Annotated in this window: 16 protein-coding genes and 1 other RNA gene; 8 read left to right on the forward strand and 9 right to left on the reverse strand. The window is 70.5% G+C overall.

The window, feature by feature from the left end; genetic code table 11:
- Positions 1-95: 95 nt before the first annotated feature.
- The 6 genes from ACQPWZ_RS14000 to ACQPWZ_RS14025 all read left to right on the forward strand — a co-directional run bounded on the left by ACQPWZ_RS14000 (position 96) and on the right by ACQPWZ_RS14025 (position 7,046).
- Complete coding sequence (locus tag ACQPWZ_RS14000; protein WP_433571486.1) at positions 96-500, forward strand: nuclear transport factor 2 family protein; 405 nt, start codon at positions 96-98, stop codon at positions 498-500.
- A gap of 137 nt (positions 501-637) precedes the next feature.
- Positions 638-2,677, forward strand: a complete 2,040-nt coding sequence (locus ACQPWZ_RS14005; protein WP_433571487.1) for an ATP-binding protein — start codon at positions 638-640, stop codon at positions 2,675-2,677.
- Positions 2,678-2,823: 146 nt separating this feature from the next.
- Positions 2,824-4,320, forward strand: a complete 1,497-nt coding sequence (locus ACQPWZ_RS14010; protein WP_433571488.1) for an MFS transporter — start codon at positions 2,824-2,826, stop codon at positions 4,318-4,320.
- A gap of 83 nt (positions 4,321-4,403) precedes the next feature.
- Positions 4,404-4,844 carry an SRPBCC family protein gene (locus ACQPWZ_RS14015; RefSeq protein ID WP_433571489.1) on the forward strand — a complete coding sequence of 147 codons (441 nt, stop codon included), beginning with the start codon at positions 4,404-4,406 and terminating at the stop codon, positions 4,842-4,844.
- 90 nt (positions 4,845-4,934) lie between these two features.
- Positions 4,935-6,296 (forward strand): carotenoid oxygenase family protein, encoded by a 1,362-nt coding sequence (locus tag ACQPWZ_RS14020; protein WP_433571490.1) that lies wholly within the window; start codon positions 4,935-4,937, stop codon positions 6,294-6,296.
- A 120-nt stretch (positions 6,297-6,416) separates the two neighbouring features.
- Positions 6,417-7,046, forward strand: coding sequence for an ABC transporter permease (locus tag ACQPWZ_RS14025; RefSeq protein WP_433571491.1), 630 nt, complete (start codon positions 6,417-6,419; stop codon positions 7,044-7,046).
- A 64-nt stretch (positions 7,047-7,110) separates the two neighbouring features.
- Here ACQPWZ_RS14025 and ssrA read toward each other — a convergent pair.
- The 5 genes from ssrA to ftsE all read right to left on the reverse strand — a co-directional run bounded on the left by ssrA (position 7,111) and on the right by ftsE (position 11,020).
- Positions 7,111-7,506: a transfer-messenger RNA gene (ssrA, locus tag ACQPWZ_RS14030) on the reverse strand.
- A 158-nt stretch (positions 7,507-7,664) separates the two neighbouring features.
- Positions 7,665-8,144: an SsrA-binding protein SmpB gene (smpB, locus tag ACQPWZ_RS14035; protein WP_340473367.1), complete on the reverse strand. Its 480-nt coding sequence runs from the start codon at positions 8,142-8,144 to the stop codon at positions 7,665-7,667.
- A gap of 18 nt (positions 8,145-8,162) precedes the next feature.
- The gene (locus ACQPWZ_RS14040; RefSeq protein ID WP_433571492.1) at positions 8,163-9,320 is read right to left on the reverse strand and encodes a S41 family peptidase; all 1,158 of its coding nucleotides are present in this window, start codon (positions 9,318-9,320) and stop codon (positions 8,163-8,165) included.
- Positions 9,321-9,387: 67 nt separating this feature from the next.
- Positions 9,388-10,305, reverse strand: a complete 918-nt coding sequence (ftsX, locus tag ACQPWZ_RS14045) for a permease-like cell division protein FtsX (RefSeq protein WP_352207324.1) — start codon at positions 10,303-10,305, stop codon at positions 9,388-9,390.
- Positions 10,306-10,330: 25 nt separating this feature from the next.
- The gene (ftsE, locus tag ACQPWZ_RS14050) at positions 10,331-11,020 is read right to left on the reverse strand and encodes a cell division ATP-binding protein FtsE (RefSeq protein ID WP_313946034.1); all 690 of its coding nucleotides are present in this window, start codon (positions 11,018-11,020) and stop codon (positions 10,331-10,333) included.
- Positions 11,021-11,269: 249 nt separating this feature from the next.
- Between ftsE and ACQPWZ_RS14055 the strand changes: the two genes are divergently transcribed.
- On the forward strand, positions 11,270-11,464 hold the full coding sequence (locus ACQPWZ_RS14055) for a hypothetical protein (protein ID WP_313946033.1): 195 nt from the start codon (positions 11,270-11,272) through the stop codon (positions 11,462-11,464).
- 83 nt (positions 11,465-11,547) lie between these two features.
- Here ACQPWZ_RS14055 and ACQPWZ_RS14060 read toward each other — a convergent pair whose 3' ends face one another.
- Complete coding sequence (locus ACQPWZ_RS14060) at positions 11,548-12,387, reverse strand: hypothetical protein (protein WP_405570095.1); 840 nt, start codon at positions 12,385-12,387, stop codon at positions 11,548-11,550.
- A gap of 361 nt (positions 12,388-12,748) precedes the next feature.
- On the opposite strand from ACQPWZ_RS14060, the gene ACQPWZ_RS14065 reads away from it, so the two are divergent.
- The gene (locus ACQPWZ_RS14065) at positions 12,749-14,089 is read left to right on the forward strand and encodes a tetratricopeptide repeat protein (RefSeq protein WP_433571493.1); all 1,341 of its coding nucleotides are present in this window, start codon (positions 12,749-12,751) and stop codon (positions 14,087-14,089) included.
- A 145-nt stretch (positions 14,090-14,234) separates the two neighbouring features.
- Here the strand turns inward: ACQPWZ_RS14065 and prfB are convergent, their stop codons facing one another.
- The 3 genes from prfB to ACQPWZ_RS14080 all read right to left on the reverse strand — a co-directional run bounded on the left by prfB (position 14,235) and on the right by ACQPWZ_RS14080 (position 18,559).
- The gene (gene prfB, locus ACQPWZ_RS14070; protein WP_313946028.1) at positions 14,235-15,341 is read right to left on the reverse strand and encodes a peptide chain release factor 2; all 1,107 of its coding nucleotides are present in this window, start codon (positions 15,339-15,341) and stop codon (positions 14,235-14,237) included.
- A 74-nt stretch (positions 15,342-15,415) separates the two neighbouring features.
- Positions 15,416-16,654, reverse strand: a complete 1,239-nt coding sequence (locus tag ACQPWZ_RS14075) for a serine/threonine-protein kinase (protein ID WP_433571494.1) — start codon at positions 16,652-16,654, stop codon at positions 15,416-15,418.
- Positions 16,655-16,891: 237 nt separating this feature from the next.
- On the reverse strand, positions 16,892-18,559 hold the full coding sequence (locus ACQPWZ_RS14080; protein ID WP_433571495.1) for a serine/threonine-protein kinase: 1,668 nt from the start codon (positions 18,557-18,559) through the stop codon (positions 16,892-16,894).
- Positions 18,560-18,886: the final 327 nt, after the last annotated feature.

Raw genomic sequence — 18,886 nt, forward strand, 5'->3', positions numbered from 1 at the left:
CGGACCGGTGCCCGGCGCGCCGGCCGGTGATGGCCTTCCCCGGCTCCCCGAGCCGGTCCGCACCGAACCGCCACCCCCCTCCAGGAAGAGACCCCGTGACACCGACCGACATCACCAGAGCCATCAACGACCTGCTGTTCACCCCGGGTCTCGACCTCGCCGAAGCCATCGACCGGCACTTCACCCCCGACTACCGTCAGCGCACCGACGGCGTGTGGAGCGACCTGGCCGCCTTCACCCAGCACATGACGCGTCTGCGTTCGCTGGTCCGCAGCGGTCACATCGAGGTCCAGGACGAGTTCCGCGACGGCCTGCGCTACGCCGACCGTCACACCGTCACCCTCACCCTCACCCTCACCCAGGAGAACGGCCGTACCTCCCGCACCGAGGTGTACCTCTTCGCCGAGCTGGCCCCCGACGGGCGCTTCCGACGCGTCGAGGAAACGACTCTCCTGCTCACCGGCCACCCCGACGACGAGAATCTGGGCCGCGTCGACTGACGTACGGGTGAAGGCTTTTGCCAGGACCCCAGGGAGGTACGGCGGCGTGGAACGGCCTTCGTACCTCCCTGAGGGAAAGATGCGAACACCGGAACACGGAAACACCGGAAGACCGAAGAACGAGGTGGGGAGCCGTCATGGGGTCCGTCGGGGAAAGACTGAGCAGCGCGCGAGGGCGCGCGTTCATCGGCCGGGAGGAGGAACTCGACTGCTTCGCACAGGCGTTGACCGGCGATCCGCACGCGCCCCTCGTGTTCTACGCGTACGGGCCGGGCGGCATCGGCAAGTCGACGCTGGTGCGGCGTCTGGCGGACCGGGCCCGTACGGCAGGCCGGTCGTCCGTCGAACTCGACGGACGCTTCGTCAGCCGTGACCCCGCCGACTTCGAGCGCTCCGCCGCCCCCTTTCTGGACGTCCCCGGCACGGTCCTGATCGTCGACTCCTTCGAGCACTGCCAGTGGCTCGAGAGCTGGTTGTGGCAGCACTTCCTCCCGCGCGCCGCGGACGGCGCCCTGGCCGTTCTGGCCGGACGTCTCCCGCCGCAGGCGCAGTGGAGCGCCGATCCCGCGTGGGCGGGGGTCCTGCACGTCACCGAGCTGAAGCCGTTCGCCGAGGACCAGGCCCGCAGTCTGCTGGCGGCGGCGGAGCTGCGGCCCGAGCTGCGTGAGCGGGTCCTCCGCTTCGCCGGCGGCAACCCGCTGGCCCTGTCCCTCGCGGCCGCCGCGGGCTCGGGGTCGGCCGGATGGAGCAAGGAGGAGATCTGGGCACCCTCCGCCGATGTCCTGCGCACGCTGCTGGCCGGGCTGATCGGCGAGGTGCCCACGGCGGCCCACCGCCGGGCCCTGGAGGTGGCGGCGCAGGCCCACTCCACTTCCGAGGAGCTGCTGTCCTCGGTCCTGCCCGAGGAAGACGCCCACCTGCTCTTCTCCTGGCTCCGCGACCTGCCCTTCATGGAGTCCGCGCACCGGGGGCTCCACCCGCACGACGCCGCACGCGAGACGCTGGCCGCCGACCTGCGCTGGCGGGCACCCCATGCCTTCGTGACGATGCGCCAGCGACTGGCGGACGAGTACCTGCGCCTCCTGCGCGAGGCACCCGAGGAGCGGGTGTGGACCGTCACCGACGAACTCTTCTACCTCTTCAAGGAGATGGAGACCCTGGCGCGGGTGCGCACCTGGTCCCGCGAGGACGAGGTCCACGACCGCCCGCTGCAACCGGGTGACATCGATGTCGTCCTCGGCATGGCCGAGGAGACCGAGGGTCCCGCCTCGGCGGACATCGTCCGCTACTGGGCGCAGCGCCAGCCGCAGGCGTTCAGCGTCTACCGCCTCGTGAGCACGGGCCGGATCGTGGCCTTCACGGCCCGGCTCGCCCTGCCGGCCCCGCCCGACCCCCAGGACCTGGCCGCCGATCCCGTCGTCGCGGCGGCCTGGGCGCACACCGAGGCCGCCGGGCCCGTCGGCCCCGGCGAGCACATCGGCATCAGCCGCTTCTCGGTCTACCCCGAGCGGTACCAGGTCCCTTCGCGCGTCATCGACCTGAGCAGTTCCCGGGCCCAGGCGGAATCGGCCCGCGCCCGCGGACGCGCGTACGGCTTCGCCGTCTTCCAGGACGCCGACGCCTGGGCCGTACGCGTCAAGGGCACCCTCATGGACACCGGTGCACGGCCGCTGGTCGGCGAGCACACCTACGGTCTGTTCTGCGTCGACTGGCGCCAGGAGCCCGTCGAATCGTGGCTCCATCGCTTCATATCGGCCACCGAGGTGCCCGCCCGGTCCGGGCCCCCGGGCATCTCGCGCAGCACGTTCGACCAGTCCGTACGCGAAGCTCTGGCGCACTGGCGGGATGCGGGAGCCTTCTCCGCCTGTGCGCTGATGCGCGCCCGTCTCACGGCCGACCTCGCGGAACCCGTCGAGGAGTTGCGCGCCCTGCTGCGCCAGGCGGTCGACGAACTCGCCCGCGACCCGCGTGGGGTGCGCGCCCGTGACGCCCTGACCGCGGGGTACTTCTCCGGCGCACCGACCCAGGAAGCCGCCGCCCGCCGTCTCGGCCTCCCTTACGGCACCTACCGTCGCCACCTCCGGCAGGGCCTCGACCTGCTCTGCGAGGCGCTGTGGCAGTGGGAGCTGCACGGCCCCGACGGGGACGACAGGCGCACGGTGCCGCCGCAGACATGAGAGCGGGAGCCGCCGCGAGCTGAGCCCGCCGGATGTGCCGGGCGCGCCGGACCCGGACCCCGGTGGACAGGTGCGGACAGGACTGGACAGTCAACGCCCCTGCCGGGCATGGAAAGTGGACACCGCCCGACATGAGGCTGTGCGCCATGAACCTTGGACGCACGAAGGACCAGGCATTCCACGCCCGCCGGCCGGGGGCCGTGCTCGCGGCGCTCGCCGCGGCGCAGTTCACCGTCATGCTCGCCACCTCCATCGTGAACGTGGCGCTGCCGCAGATCCGTGCCGGTGTGGACCTGTCGGCCGACGGCACCACCTGGGTGATCAACGCCTACGGTCTGGCGTTCGGGGCGCTGCTCCTGGCCGGGGGCCGGGCGGCCGACCTCCTCGGCCGCCGCCGGGTGCTGATCGCCGGCCTCGCACTGTTCGCGGGTGCCTCGCTGGCGGCAGGACTGGCCACCTCCGCAGGCGTCCTGATCACCGCCCGGGCCGTTCAGGGACTCGGCGCCGCCGCCATCGCCCCGGCCGCACTCGCCCTGACCATGGGGCTGTTCCCGTCCGGTGCCGGCCGCGGCAGGGCGCTGGGCGTGTGGGGCGCGGTCTCCGGCGCGGGAGGAGCGGGCGGCGTCCTGTTGGGCGGCGTGCTCACCCAGGCGTGGGGCTGGCCCTGGATCTTCCACTCCGTCGCGCTCGGGGCGGTGCTGGTCCTCGTCGCGGTGGCGGCCCTCGTGCCACCGGCCTCCGTACGGGAGTCCGCGCGGTTCGACCTTCTGGGCACCGCCACCGTCACCGTCGCCCTGACCTGCCTGGTGTGGGGACTGACCACCGCACGCGGCACCGGCTGGACGGACGCCCGCGTGCTGGGCGCCCTGGCCGGCGCGGGCACGCTGCTCACGGCCTTCGCCGTGATCGAGATGCGCCGGCCGAACGCACTGATACCCCCGCGGCTGTTCACCACCGGCCGCGTCGCCGCGGGGAACCTGCTGATGGCCCTGCTGGGGTCGGTATGGATCGCCCTGTTCTTCTTCCTGCCGCTGTACCAGCAACAGGTCCTCGGGATGGACCCCTTGGCGACCGGAGCGGGCCAACTCCCGCTCGCCGTGGCCAATATGCTCGGCGCCGCCGTCGCACCTCGTATCTCCCGGCGCATCGGCGGCACCGCCACGGTCACCGCGGCCCTGCTCGTCGAGGCCGCCGGACTGCTGTGGCTGTCCCGGCTCAGCGCCGACGGGAGCTATCTCGCCGACGTCCTCGGTCCGAGCATCCTCGTCGGACTCGGCCTGAGCATCGCCTTCGTCCAGCTCACCGCACTCGCCGTGGACGGTGTCCCGCCGCAGGACGCGGGTCTGGCCGGCGGGCTGGTGAACACCACCCGCCAGGTCGGCGGCGCGATCGGTCTCGCCGCCCTGGCGACCCTGGCCGCCTCCGTCACGGCTCACGCCTCCACCCAGCAGTCCCACCTCGAGGCGCTCAGCGCCGGTTACCGGGCCGCCTTCCTGGTCTCGGCCGCGGTACTGGCCGTCGCCGCACTCCTGGCGGTGCCGCTCACCCGCCGCGGCCGCACCGGCCCCGACGCGCTCCCGCCCGACGCGGCCGCTTCCACGGCGCCGCAGGACCGGACGGCCGGTCACGCACCCGTCGCTTGAGCCGGCACCCCGGCCGACGACCCGAGCCGGCCCGACCCACCCCGATCCACCTCGTTCACCACCACCACCGAAGAGGGAAACCCATGCACACCATCGACTCCACCGCCCCCGTCGTCGTCAGCCTGACCACGACCATCGACGCCCCGCTCGCCACCGTCTGGGCGCTGCACACCGACATCGACAACTGGCCGGTCTGGAACACCGACATCGACCAGGCCCAGCTCAGCGGACCGGTGGCCGTCGGCACCGACTTCACCTGGCTCACCCACGGGATGACCATCACCTCCACCGTCCACGCGCTCGTCCACGAGCGGCGGATCGTCTGGGGCGGAACCGTCCAGGGCATCGTCGGCATCCATGCCTGGACCTTCGAGCAGGCCGGCGATCAGGTCGTCGTCCGCACCGAGGAGTCCTGGAGCGGTGAGCCCGTCGACGCCGCGACCGACGAACTCGGCGCGGCCCTGAAGGCCTCCCTGGAGAGCTGGCTCGGCTGCCTCAAGGCCCGCGCCGAGCAGACGGCCTGAGCTCCTCCCCCGAACCTCACAGCACCACGCACCACGCACCACGCACCACGCAGCGACACGACCAACGACGACGAATCCGAGGACGCGAACATGACCAGCAAGCCCTATCTGACCGGCCACTACACCCCCGTCGCCGACGAGATCACCGCCACCGGCCTCACCGTCGAGGGCACCCTGCCCCCCGAGCTGACCGGCCGTCTGATCCGCAACGGCCACAACCCCAAGCCCGGCGTCACCCCCACCCACTGGTTCAAGGGCAGCGGCATGGTCCACGGCATACGGCTCCGCGAGGGCCGCGCCGAGTGGTACCGCAACCGCTGGGTGCACACCCCCGCCCTGGACGGCGCCCCGTACATGACCGAGCGCGGCCCGGACCTCACCGCGAGCACCGCCGGGACCCATGTCATCGAGCACGCCGGACGGCTGCTCGCCCTGTGCGAGGCGAACGTCCCCTTCGAGCTCACCCCGGACCTGGAAACGGTCGGCGCCCATGACTTCAACGGCCGGCTGCGCACGGCCATGACCGCACATCCCAAGGAGGACCCGCTGACGGGGGAGCTCCACTTCTTCGGCTCCTCGCCGTTCCCGCCCCACCTCGTGTACTACGTCTGCGACGCCAAGGGGGAGATCGTCCACACCGCCGAGATCCCGGGCGCGACCGCCTCCCTCAAGCACGACTTCGCCATCACCCGCCGCCATGTCGTCTTCATCGAGGGCAACGTCACCTTCGACCCCGCCGAGCACTCCGGCATCCCGTACGGCTGGAGCGACCAGCAGCCCGCCCGCATCGGCATCATGCCGCGTACGGACGACGGCGCCCGGCACGTGCGCTGGTTCTCCATCGAGCCGGGCAACATGCTGCACGTCGCCAACGCCTACGAGGACGGCCAGGGCCGCATCGTCCTGGAAGGCCCCACCGTGGACCGCGAGGGCTTCCAGCTCTCCTGGAACTGGTGGGTCGGCGCGCCCGAACGCGGCACCGAGCCCAACACCCGCTCCTACACCCGCCGCTGGGTGATCGACATTGCGACCGGCACCGTCGACGAGCAGATCATCGACGACCTCGCCGTGGAGTTCCCGACCCTCAACGAGGACTACCTCGGCGCCGAGAACCGCTACCAGTACGCGGTGTCCTTCCCCGACCAGGAAGGCTTCGGCGGCTACGGCGTCGTCAAGTACGACCGCACCACGGGCGCCCGCCGCATCCACCAGGTCGGCGACGCCCGGCTGCCCAGCGAAGCGGTGTTCGTCCCCGCGGCCGGCGCCACCAGCGAGGACGACGGCTATCTGCTCACCGTCGTCTCCGACCTCAAGCAGGACGCCTCACAGCTGCTGGTCCTGGACGCCTCCGGCCTCGACCGGGTCGCCACCGTCCATCTGCCCCGCCGCGTGCCCGCGGGCATCCACGGCTCCTGGATCCCCGACAGCGCCCTGGACAACAGCGAGCGCTGACCCGCTCCGTCCCCGATCGCGGCACAGCCGGGGACGACCGCCGGTGGGCGGCTGCGGGCCGACATCCCGGAGCCGCCCACCGCCCCCACCCCCATCCGTACGCCCCCAGGAGGAGATCCCATGTCCATCGCAGCCCCCGCACGTCCCGTCACCGCCGTCCCCCATGCCACCCCGAGCCGTCTCGCGCACGAGGTCGACAACCGCGCGGCCTACGTCAGTTTCGGACTCGCCTACCTGCTCGGACACGGCGCCGCCGCCGTCTCCCACGGCGACGACCCCTTGATCGGCCTGCCCGGCTGGCTGCCCACCACGCTCCTCGGCATCGGGCTGGTCACCGGAGTCACCCAGGCCACCGTCGCCGCCCTGCGCGCCCAGCGCGGGGCCCCCGAACCGGACGTCCTCTCCGGCAAACTGCTCGGCGCCGCGTGGATCGCCGCCTTCACCGCCCTGTTCCTCGCGATCACCGGCCTGGCGTCCGCCGTCGACATGCCGGATCTCCAGACCGTCCTCTGGCCCGCCGGCTCCGGCCTCGTCGTCGGCCTGCTCTACCTCGCCGAAGGGGCCGCACGCCGCAACGTGCTGCACTACGGCCTCGGCGTCTGGCTGGCCCTGGCCTCCTCCGCGGCGCTCTTCCTCGGCACCCCCGGTCTCTACGGGGTCCTCGCCCTCGGGGTCGGCGGCGCCTACGCACTCGCCGCGGTGCTCGAGCACCGCCGCCTCGCACGGCTCGCGGGACACCCCCAGGCATGACAAAGGCCCGGCTGCCGTGACCGGCAGCCGGGCCTTCGCCCACATGGGGGTCCACACAAGGTGGGAGTGGAGATGGCGGGAATCGAACCCGCGTCCAACGGTGCAGAATCAGGACTTCTCCGAGCGCAGTCCGCTGCGATTTTCTCAGCCCCGGAGATCACGCGGACAAGTCTCCGACGGGCTCAGTCACTGTTTGGTTTCCCTCTGCACCCCGTGACCGGGTTCAGAGGTTTAGTTCCCTAGATGACGTCAGGAACCGGGTCGGGAACAGCCCCGGGCTGACGCTCCATAGTGAAGGTTCGTTCTACTACCTGAGATCAGGCAGCGAGGGCGAAGGCTTCGGAGGTATCGCGCTTGGTGTTGGCGATTATTGTTTGCGACACGTGGTTAACGAGATCATTGCCGCTTCCTCGGCTCGCTTCTCCTGCTTCGACATCCGCTGTCGAAACCGATCATCCCCATGTTGATTTTTCAAAGGCGCCCCTTCGAGAGGGGCTGTCGCCATCGTACGTGACCAACGCAGCCACATGCCACCGTATTCCCGCGGGTCAGGCCTTCATGCCCGCCGCCCCGGAGCCCGTGGCTCCCGCCGGTCTCCCGGTCCGCGCCACCCGGCCTCTAGGCCTGCTGACGGCGGCGGACCGCGGAGACCGCGCGGTCGGTCTCACGGCGGTCCTGCTTCTCCCGCAGCGTCTGCCGCTTGTCGTACTCCTTCTTGCCCTTCGCCAGAGCGATCTCGACCTTCGCCCGGCCGTCCTTGAAGTACAGCGCCAGGGGCACGATGGTGTGACCCGTCTCCTGCGCCTTGGACTCCAGCTTGTCGATCTCCTCGCGGTGCATGAGGAGCTTCCGCCGGCGCCGGGCCGAGTGGTTGGTCCAGGTGCCCTGGCTGTACTCGGGGACGTGCACGTTGTGCAGCCACGCCTCGTGTCCGTCGATCTGGACGAAGCCGTCCGCCAGCGAGGCCCGCCCCTGACGCAGCGACTTCACCTCGGTACCCATCAGCACGAGCCCGCACTCGTAGGTGTCGAGGATGAGGTAGTCGTGCCGCGCCTTCTTGTTCTGCGCGATCAGCTTGCGCCCTTTTTCCTTAGCCATAGTGCGGTCATTTTCGCACTACGACCCACCCCCGAGGCCACTCAATACCGTGCGGGCCCGTTCCTCGGCGCCTTCGGCGGCCAGCAGGTCCGGTGTGATGCCCCGTCCGTCGACGCTGTGACCGGCCGGTGTGCGGTAGTGCCCGACCGTCAGCTCGGCGACCGATCCGTCCGGCAGCCGGCTGGGCATCTGCACCGATCCCTTGCCGAAGGTGCGCGAACCGACGGCGATGGCGCGGCCGCGGTCCTGGAGGGCCCCGGTCACCAGCTCGGCGGCGCTCATCGTGCCGCTGTCGACCAGGGCGACCACGGGCCTGACGGTGTCCCCGCCCGCCGAGGCGTAGAGGGAGCGCTGCTCACCCCTTATGTCGTAGGTGGCGACGAGCCCGCCGTCCAGGAAGGCGGAGGCGGCAGCGACGGCCTCGGCGACCAGGCCGCCCGCGTTGCCGCGCAGATCGAGCAGGACACCCGCGCCCGCGGGGGCGGACCGCACCGCGTCCCGCACCCGGGCGCCCGAGCCCTTGGTGAAGGACGAGACCCGGATCATCACGGCACCGTCCTGGAGGTGACGGACGGTGACGGTCTCGGTGCTGAGTGTCGTACGCGTCAGGGTCTCGGTCCACGCGCGGCCTGCGCGCTCCATGCCGAGCGCCACACGCGTGCGCTCGCTTCCGCGCAGCAGGGCCACGACCTCGGTGACGGGACGGTCGGCCACGCGCATGCCGTCGATGGTGCGCAGCCGGTCGCCGGCCTTGATGCCCGCCTTCCCCGCGGGGCCGCCGGACTGGACCCGGGCCACTTCGACGCGTCCGTCGGCGGCCCGGCGGGCCGTGAGGCCGACACCGGTGTACTCGCCGTCGAGGGCCTGCTGGAAGTCCGCGTACTCCTGGCGGTCGTACACCGCACCCCAGCGGTCGCCGCTGCGGCTGACAACCTCCTCGGCCGCCTTCGTCCCCGACTTGCCGTCGGCCATGGCCTCGGCGGCGGCACGGGCCAGAGCGTCGCGGTCGACGGTGGCACCGGCGGGGCGGGCGGCCAGCGGGCGGGGGGCGTTGTCGTCCTCGCGCGGCAGGGCGTTGGTGGCCGCCGCGGTGGCGAGAACACTCGCAAAGACCAATGTCAGGGCCGCCCCGCGGCGAATGCGGCGGGGCCGAGGACAGAACTCAGGGCCCGGCATGGCGACGAGTCTAGGCCAAGCGAAGGGCGCCGTACGGTTGTTGCCCGTACGGCGCCCGGGGCGCTTGTCACACCTTGAGGTACTTGCGCAATGCGATGAAAGCGGCCATGGCGGGCATCAGCAGACCGATCGCTATCACCAGCGGGAGCTTGGTGACGACCGCGTCCCAGCCGATGAAATTGACCAGCTGCATCTTCTCGGACAGCGCCAGACCGTGGTCGATCAGGAAGTACCTGCCGACGAGCAGCATCAGGGAGGCGACCAGCCCGCCCAACAGGCCCGCGAACGCGGCCTCCATGATGAACGGCATCTGGATGTAGAAGCTGGACGCTCCCACCAGCCGCATGATCCCGGTCTCACGCCTACGGCTGAACGCCGACACACGCACGGTGTTGACGATCAGCATCAGCGCAATCACCAGCATCAGCGCCATCACGAACAGTGCCGCTATGTTCATGCCGTTCATCAGGGAGAAGAGATTCTCCAGGATGTTGCGCTGGTCCTGGACGGACTGGACGCCGTCCCGGCCGGCGAAGGCGGTGGCGACCACCTTGTACTTCTCCGGGTCGTCCAGCTTGACCCGGAACGACTCCTGCATCTGGTCCGGCGTGATGGTGGACGCGATGGGAGTGTCGCCGTACTGGTCGCGGTAGTGCTTGTACGCCTCCTCGGCCGTCTCGTGATGGACGGAGTCGACCACGTCCATCTTCTTGAGATCGGTCTCGATCTGCTGCTTCTGCTGTGCGGTGACCGCGCCCTTGGCGCACTTGGGCGACGTGGACGCGTCGTTCTTGTTGCACAGGAAGATGGAGACGTTGACCTTGTCGTACCAGAAGTCCTTCATGGTGCTGACCTGCTCGCGCATGAGCAGCGCGCCGCCGAAGAGGGCGAGCGACAGAGCCACGGAGACGATGACGGCGAAGGTCATGGTGAGATTGCGACGGAGACCTACGCCGATCTCCGACAGTACGAACTGGGCGCGCATCGCGTGCGTTCAGCCTTTCCTTAGCTCAGTGCTGGTAGCCGTAGACGCCGCGTGCCTGGTCGCGTACGAGACGGCCCTTCTCGAGCTCGATCACACGCTTGCGCATCTGGTCGACGATGTTCTGGTCGTGGGTCGCCATCACGACGGTCGTACCGGTCCTGTTGATCCGGTCCAGCAGCTTCATGATGCCGACGGACGTCTGCGGGTCGAGGTTGCCGGTCGGCTCGTCCGCGATCAGCAGCATCGGCCGGTTGACGAACGCCCGCGCGATCGCGACGCGCTGCTGCTCACCGCCGGAGAGCTCACCGGGCATCCGGTCCTCCTTCCCGCCGAGTCCGACGAGGTCGAGGACCTGCGGCACGGCCTTGCGGATCTCGCCGCGGGGCTTGCCGATGACTTCCTGCGCGAACGCCACGTTCTCCGCGACGGTCTTGTTGGGCAGGAGACGGAAGTCCTGGAAGACGGTGCCCAGCTGGCGCCGCATGTGCGGCACCTTGAAGTTGGACAGCCGTGCCAGGTCCTTGCCGAGGACGTGCACGAGCCCCTGGCTTGCGCGCTCCTCGCGGAGGACCAGCCGCAGAAAGGTCGACTTGCCGGAACCGGACGAACCCACCAGGAAGACGAACTCTCCCTTCTCGATCTCGAGGGAGACGTCACGCAGGGCGGGGCGGTTCTGCTTGGGGTAGCTCTTGGAGACGTTGTCGAATCGGATCACGGGTGCACCACGGTCGGCCGGGAGTAGGTGTGCGTGACACTACGCGAAGCGGGGTTGCGGGCGCAGTCAGCAGTCTGGGTTGCGTACTTTGTCACGTCACGGTTGACGAAGGAACCGGTGGGGCGCGCCGAAAAGCGCCCGAGCTGGCATGGTGGTAGGGGAACAGTGTCGTTTCCCTGTGCGTTGTCGGGAGAGAACTGTGCATACGGTCCGCGCCTGCGGCTCCGGCGCGCGGGAGGAGGAGAGCGCATGACCTACGACCGATTGGTGTGCGCCAACTGCGCGGCCCCGGTGAATGAGGGCCGCTGCCCGGTGTGCCGGGCGAACCGCGAGCGACTCCAGCAGGAGGGACCGTTCGGCGGTCTGAGCCCGGTGGCGCTGCTGACGCTGCTGGTGGTGCTGATCGCGGCGCTGGCGCTGCTGGCCGCGCACCAGACCGCGTAGGACGTACGCAAAAGGAGGGCCCGGGGTGCTGAGCGCGCCCCGGGCCCTCCTTTCTGTGTGCTGTGCGCTACGCGCCGTAATGCTCAGACGGCGGTGCGGTTGCTGCCCACGAGACGCGGGAGCATCCGGAAGCCGATACCACCGGCGATCATGGTGGCAGCGCCGAGGAGCAGGAAGGTGGTCTCGGCGGCACCGGTCTCCGCCAGCTCCTCCTTGGCCTCGCCCTGCTCGACCGGCTGGGAGCCGGCGTTGTCGGTGTCGGTGTTGCTGCCGTCACCGTCGATCACGCCGGTGGTGCCACCGGTCGTCGAGCCACCGTCGGTGCCGCCGGTGGTCTGACCCTCGGTGCCACCGGTGGTCTGACCCTCGGTGCCGCCGTTGGTGGTGCCACCGTCAGTGGTCCCGCCATCGGTCGTGCCACCGTCAGTGGTGCCGCCGTCGGTCGTCCCACCGTCAGTGGTGCCACCGTCGGTCGTGCCACCGTCGGTGGTCCCGCCGTCAGTCGTCCCACCGTCAGTCGTGCCACCATCAGTCGTGCCACCATCGGTCGTGCCACCGTCAGTGGTCCCGCCATCGGTCGTACCACCGTCAGTGGTGCCACCATCGGTGGTCCCGCCATCGGTCGTACCACCGTCAGTGGTCCCGCCCTCAGAGCCCGCGACGACGCCACCCAGGGTCCCGGCGATGGTGCCCTCGGTCGCGCCCTCGGTGCCTTCGGTGGCGCCTTCGGTGGACCGGCCACCCTGGATGCCAAGTCCGGCGTCAAGGCCGGTCTCGTCGGCGTTGACCGAGGCATCGAGGGGACCCACATTGATGTCCACGCCCACGGCCGAGGCGGCGCCCGCGGCGGTCAGCGACGCGCCGGCGGCGATCACCGCGCCGGCGGCTATGCGCGCTACGCGGATCCGCGTCTTCTTCGTCATCTGGCTGCTACCCCCAGTAGCTAATCGTCAATGGAGCAGCGTCCGGGGCTGCGGCCGCGGGGCGTTGACGTCTCCCCCACATCACACGCGCCCCAGAGATACGCATGCCGAGCGTCACCATTCCCACTTTTCGCGGACGCGTCAAGGTCGTTGCGCGTGCGATGTCCGGTATGCGGGAGGTTGCCTGACCTGCGCCGATGCAACTGTGACATAAAAGGGAACTGCCGCCCCGCAGCGGGCGGTTACCTTGTCGACAAAGCGCTGTTCCGGCAGGCTCACCGCTTGCGGTAGTGAACAACAACCCCTAGCACCAGGACTTGAAAGCCTTCGAAAGTTCGCAATGGCACGGGGAGTTGAGTGGATGGCCAAGCGTGAACCGAACGTAGCTCTTGGGCGCCTGCTCGCCGAAAGCCGTTGGACTCACCGCCAGTTCGCGCGGGCGGTGAACCGTATCGGCACCGAGACCGGCACTCCTCTGCGCTACGACGAGTCGGCGGTGAGCCACTGGCTCGGCGGCACCGTCCCTCGCGGTGCGGTGCGGACGTGCATCCTCGAAGCCCTCTCCCGCCGCCTCAGCCGCCCTGTTACCCATGCCGAAGCCGGGCTGCCTGTTCTACGCGATCGCTGCTCCGCGGCTGCGGATACCGTGGAAGGGGTGATCGACCTGGGGAGGCTGGATATGGACCCGTCCCGCCGCAGCGTCCTGGGGATCGGCATGTTCTCCGTGGCCGTCACCATTCCCGGCTGGCCTGATGTGGTCGGGCGTGCCGATGCCATCCAGTCCGGCCGCACAACACGCATCGGCATGAACGAAGTGGACATGGTCATCGCCATGACCGAGCGTGTTTCGGAACTGGACGACGAGTTCGGCGGCCGTCACGCACGCCCCATGGCGGCCTCGTTCATGGTCAACACTGTGGCCTCCTACCTGCGTGCCGACGCACCCGAGGACGTACGCAAAGCGATGCTGTCCGCCGCCTCGGATCTGCTCTACCTGACCGGCTACATGGCCGTGGACGAAGGACTGCACGGTCTCGCGCAGCGTTACTACGTCAAGGCCTTGGAGCTGGCGGGGGCGGCCGAGGATCACCTGACGTACTGCACCACCCTGCGGGGGATGAGCGTCCAGGCGGTCGATCTCCGCCACGGAGAAAAATCCATGAAACTGGCCGACGCCGCTGCCGCCGCCTCCCCGAAAGCCGGCCCCCGGATGCTGGCCTTCCTCGCCGGTCAGCAGGCGCATGCCGCCGCACAAACAGGCGACCGTACTGGCGCGCTGCGCCACATCCGGGAGGCCGAGGCGGCCATGGACCGTGCCGAGGCACGCGGCAAGGCGTTTGGCTCGTACGACCCGTCTTCGCTCAACTACCACGTCAGCCAGGTGCGTTACGAACTCGGAGAGAAGGCCGGAGCCGTCGAGGCCATGCAACAAGCGGACCGGCTCCGCCCCAGCATGTACCAGCGCACACGAGTACACCGTCGTGGCCTGCTGGCGGAGCGGCACATGGAACTCGGCCACCTGGAAGCGGCCTGCGCCACCTGGCACCAGGCCCTCGACGACTACCCCAAGGTGCAGTCCGGCCGCGCCGACGAGCGCGTGAAGGCGATGTTCGGTCTCTTGCGCCCTCACCTGAAGAATCCGGCGGCGCTAGACCTGTACGACCGAGCACGCACGATCGCGCCACCGTCGCTGGTCGCCTGATCCCCGTCGCACCTTCGAGCTCAGCCGGAGAAAGTCAGCCACGAACGGCGGAGACGCCAGGAAATCACCCGCAACGTGTGTCTCCAGCAACCCGGGTGTGCCGGGCCCCATGGGGCCCGGCACCTTCACGACGCAGTGTGCGCGTCTACTTCTCGCCCTGCTTGCGCCAGCGGATGCCCGCCTCCAGGAAGCCGTCGATCTCGCCGTCCAGGACCGCCTGCGGGTTGCCCACCTCGAACTCCGTACGCAGGTCCTTGACCATCTGGTACGGGTGCAGGACGTACGAACGCATCTGGTTTCCCCAGGAGTTGCCGCCGTCGCCCTTGAGCGCGTCCATCTTGGCCTGCTCCTCCTGGCGGCGGCGCTCGAGGAGCTTCGCCTGGAGGACGTTCATCGCGCTGGCCTTGTTCTGGATCTGCGAGCGCTCGTTCTGGCAGGAGACGACGATGCCTGTCGGGACGTGGGTCAGGCGCACCGCGGAGTCCGTGGTGTTGACGCCCTGGCCGCCGGGGCCGGACGCCCGGTAGACGTCCACGCGCAGTTCGGACTCGTCGATCTCGATGTGGTCCGTCTTCTCGACCACCGGCAGCACCTCGACGCCCGCGAAGGACGTCTGGCGGCGGCCCTGGTTGTCGAACGGCGAGATGCGCACGAGGCGGTGGGTGCCCTGCTCGACGGAGAGCGTGCCGTAGGCGTACGGCGCCTTGACGACGAAGGTGGTCGACTTGATGCCGGCCTCTTCCGCGTACGAGGTCTCGTAGACCTCCGTGCCGTACCCGTGGCGCTCGGCCCAGCGCAGATACATCCGCTGGAGGCGCTCGGCGAAGTCGGACGCATCGACGCCGCCCGCCTCGGCGCGGATGTTGACCAGCGCCTCGCGCTCGTCGTACTCGCCGGAGAGGAGGGTGCGGACCTCCATCTCGTCCAGCGCCTTGCGGACGTCGGTCAGCTCCGACTCCGCCTCGGCGAGGGTGTCCGCGTCGTCCTCGGCCTCGGCGAGCTCGAAGAGCACGGCCAGGTCGTCGATACGACCGCGGAGGGCCTCGGTCTTGCGGAGCTCGGCCTGGAGGTGCGAGAGCTTGCTCGTGATCTTCTGCGCCGCCTCCGGGTCGTCCCACAGGGACGGGGCGGCGGCCTGCTCCTCGAGCACGGCAATATCTGCCCTCATCCTGTCGAGGTCCAGGACGGCCTCGATCGACCCCATGGTCGAGGAGAGGGACTTCAGCTCTTCGGATACATCGACGACTGCCACGGGTCCAGCGTAACGGCTGGGCGCGAGAGCCCGACCCCCTAGGGTTCCGGCCCACGGTTCCGCGGGTTTTGGCCCTACGGTTCCGCCGGTACCGACTGCTGGGAGTCCCGCGGGGACACCTCCGAGTCGCCGCCGCTCGCCGCCAGCCAGCCGCCGACGCCCAGCGCGGCCGCGACCACGACGCCCGCGACCCCGAGGACGATGCGCCGCTTGCGGACGGTGTCGGACTTGTGGCGGGCCGATCCCGGTCGGCGCTGGCCGGGTGTACGGGGGGCGCGCGCCGTGCCGCGGGCGCCGCCCGCGAGCTCGTCCGGGGCCGGGACCCGCATCGAGGTGTGGGTGTCGCGATTGGAGTCCGCGGGCGCCGCGCCGGGCACGAGCGGTACGGCGCCACGACGGCGTACCTCACCGGGGGCGGCCGGCGTCTCGTCCTCGTACGGCTCCGCCTGCGGTTCGGCGTCGGGCTCGTCGACGTCCAGGGGCGGCATGCCCGCCAGCATCGGCTGGAGCTCGCGTAGCCGGGCGCCGACCTCGGAGGCGCGCAGCCGTGAGGCGGGCGCCTTGGCCAGGCACTGGTTGATGAGCTGCCACAACTCGTCGGGGATGCCAGGGAGGGGGACGACGGTCTCGGTGACATGGCGGCGCAGGACCGCGCCGGGGTGGCCGCCGCCGAAGGGGGTGAAGCCGGCGAGGAGTTCGTAGAGCACCGTCGCGAGGGCGTAGATGTCGACGGCGGCACGCGGCGGCAGGCCCTCGACGATCTCGGGCGCCAGGTAGTCCGGGGTGCCGATGATGCGGGACGCCTTGGTGCGCCGCGGGGTGTCGATGAGCTTGGCGACGCCGAAGTCGGTCAGCAGGGCCGGGTGGGAGCCCGCGGGTCCGAGCGGGCCCTCCATGTCGAGCAGGATGTTCTCCGGCTTGACGTCGCGGTGCACGATGCCGGCGGCGTGCGCCACGGCCAGCGCGTCGGCGACGTCCGCGATGATCGCGACCGCGGCCTGGGGGGCGAGCCGGCGCTCCCGGTCGAGGCGGGTGCGCAGATCGGTGCCGCGTACGAGGTCCATGACGAGCGCGAGATCGTTCCCGTCGACGACGAGGTCGCGGACGCCGACGATCCGGGGGTGGTCGAGGCCGAGCAGGGCCGTGCGCTCCTGCACGAAGCGCCCGACGAGCTCCTGGTCCGACGCCAGGTCCTCGCGCAACAGCTTGATGGCGACGGGACCCTCGGGCCCCTCGCCCGCCCACACCGTGCCGGCGCTGCCCCGCCCGAGGATCTGGTGGGCCGTGTAGCGGCTGCCGATATTCCGTGCCAAGACTGCTCCCTCAGCGGCTGGCGTTGCCCACTGTGTCCGCCCGGGGGGCGACCCCCGGACCCCCGGCCGGAAAGCGGGCCGGGCACCGTGACCGCGGGGACACGCGAGGCACACCTGAGTAACGTACGCGGGGATCCGGGGCCTGTGGGCCCCGGATGCCGCCAACCTTCACTTCTACGGGGGAAAACTGCCCGAAGAAGTCAACAAAGCTGACAAAGCTACTGAGTCGTGCAGTGGCTACTGTCCGGTGTTGGGATCCGGCGGCCCGGCGCCCGGGTCGGAACCGCCGAGGTCGGAGATCCAGTCCGACACCTTCGAGATGCCGTCGCCGATCGCGCTCCAGTAGCTCTTGCCCTCCGCGATCCAGCCCTGCAGCGGGGTCAGCTCCCAGACGAGCCAGCCCGCGACGACGATCAGGATCACCGAGAACAGACAGCCCTTGAGGCAGCCCAGACCCGGGATGCGCATCGGATTGGCGCTGCGCTGGCGGGGCTGGCGCGGGGTGGGCTGCTGGGGCGGCGGCTGCGGAGGCGCATAGGGCTGCGGCGCGTACTGCTGCTGCTGGGGCGGCGGCTGCTGACGGGCCTGCCGCCTGCTCTGCCGCGGCTGCTGGGGCTGAGGCTGGGGGCGCTGCGGCTGCTGCGGGTACCCCTGCTGCGGTTGCGGCGGATACCCCTGCTGCGGCTGCTGGGGCCTCTGCTGCTGACGCTGCGGACGGCGCCGCAGCGGGTCCTGGCTCGGGTCGATGTACTGGACCTGCGTCTGCTCGCTGCGGTCGCGGGCCGCCTGGAGCTGGGACTGCCAGGGGTGGTTCGGGTCGTTGCCCGGCGGCACGGGAGGCATCACCGAGGTCGGGTCGGGGCCCTGGCCCTGGCCGGGACCGGTCTGCTGCATCACGCTGGTCGCGGCGTTCGGGTCGTACGAACCGGCGTTGGTGGGCAGCACCTGCGTCGGGTCGGCCGAGCCGGGGGTGCCCGGGACGTGCGCCGGCGCCGGGTCGGGACCGAGCAGGGCGGCGACACCGAGAGCCGCCTCGACCTGCGCGGAGGAGGAGTGCACGCCGATGCCGGCGGCGACGGTGCGCAGCCCGCGGGCGAGGTTCTCGGCGCTCGGACGCTGCGAGGGCTCCTTGCGCAGACAGCGCTCTATGACCGTCCACAGCGGCTCGGGAACGGTGGTGGGGCGGCGCGGCTCCTCGCTGAGGTGGCGGTGCAGCACCTCCAGGGCACTGCCGCCCGCGAACGGGGGCCGCCCGGTGACCAGCTCGTAGAGCAGGATGCCCGCGCCGTAGATGTCGACGGCGGACGTCTGCGGACGGCCCTCGGCGGACTCGGGCGCGACATAGGCGGGCGTGCCGACGAACTCGTGCGTACGGGTCAGGCCCGGGGAGTCCGCGAGGCGCGCGATGCCGAAGTCGGTCAGCATCGGGTGCATCTGGCCGTCGATGTCCGTCTTGAGCAGGACGTTCGCGGGCTTGAGGTCCCGGTGGACGACGCCGTCGGCGTGACTGGCGGCGAGGGCGTCCGCGATCTGGGCGGTCAGCAGCGCGGCGGCGACCGGGGTGAACGGGCCGTTGTCGCGGAGATAGCGGTGCAGGTCGGGGCCGTCGACCAGGTCCATGACCAGGGCGAGGAGATCGCCCTCGACGACCAGGTCGCGCGTCCGCACGATGTTCGGGTGGGTCAGGCGGAGCAGGACGGAGCGCTCGCGCAGGAAGCGCATCACCACGTCCGCGTCGTTCGCCAGCTCCTCCTTGAGGACCTTGATCGCCACGGTCTCGCCCGGCTGGCCGGGCACGGCCGCCTCGGCGCCCGCGGTCTCCCGCTGGCTGGCCCGCCAGACGGTGCCCGTGGCCCCGCGCCCGAGTGGCTCCTCGAGCAGGTACTTGCTGCCTACCGGCCGCACGTCATGTGCTCCCTGCTGATCGTGGTCCTTGCATGATCCCGGGCCACTGTCCCTCCGCCCGGGTTTCCGACCCACTTTAATGCCGCCGAACGGGGCACCGTCCGGTTGTCTTGCTCCGCCGTCGTCCACGCGGTGTTCGAGGGAAAGACGTGCGCATCGTACGGATGGTTGCCGAACGGCCGTGCCGCACACCTCACGGCGGTTCCGGATCCGTTCCCAACCAGGCATTTTTCCGTCCGGAGCGGACCAATCAAGATCACTTGTCAGCAGTACCCGGGCGTGTTGTCAGTGGCAGGTGCGAGGATGCCCTCAGCACGGCGCCGTGGG

Source organism: Streptomyces sp. CA-251247, from assembly GCF_050952975.1.
In the GTDB taxonomy this organism is placed as follows: domain Bacteria; phylum Actinomycetota; class Actinomycetes; order Streptomycetales; family Streptomycetaceae; genus Streptomyces; species Streptomyces achmelvichensis.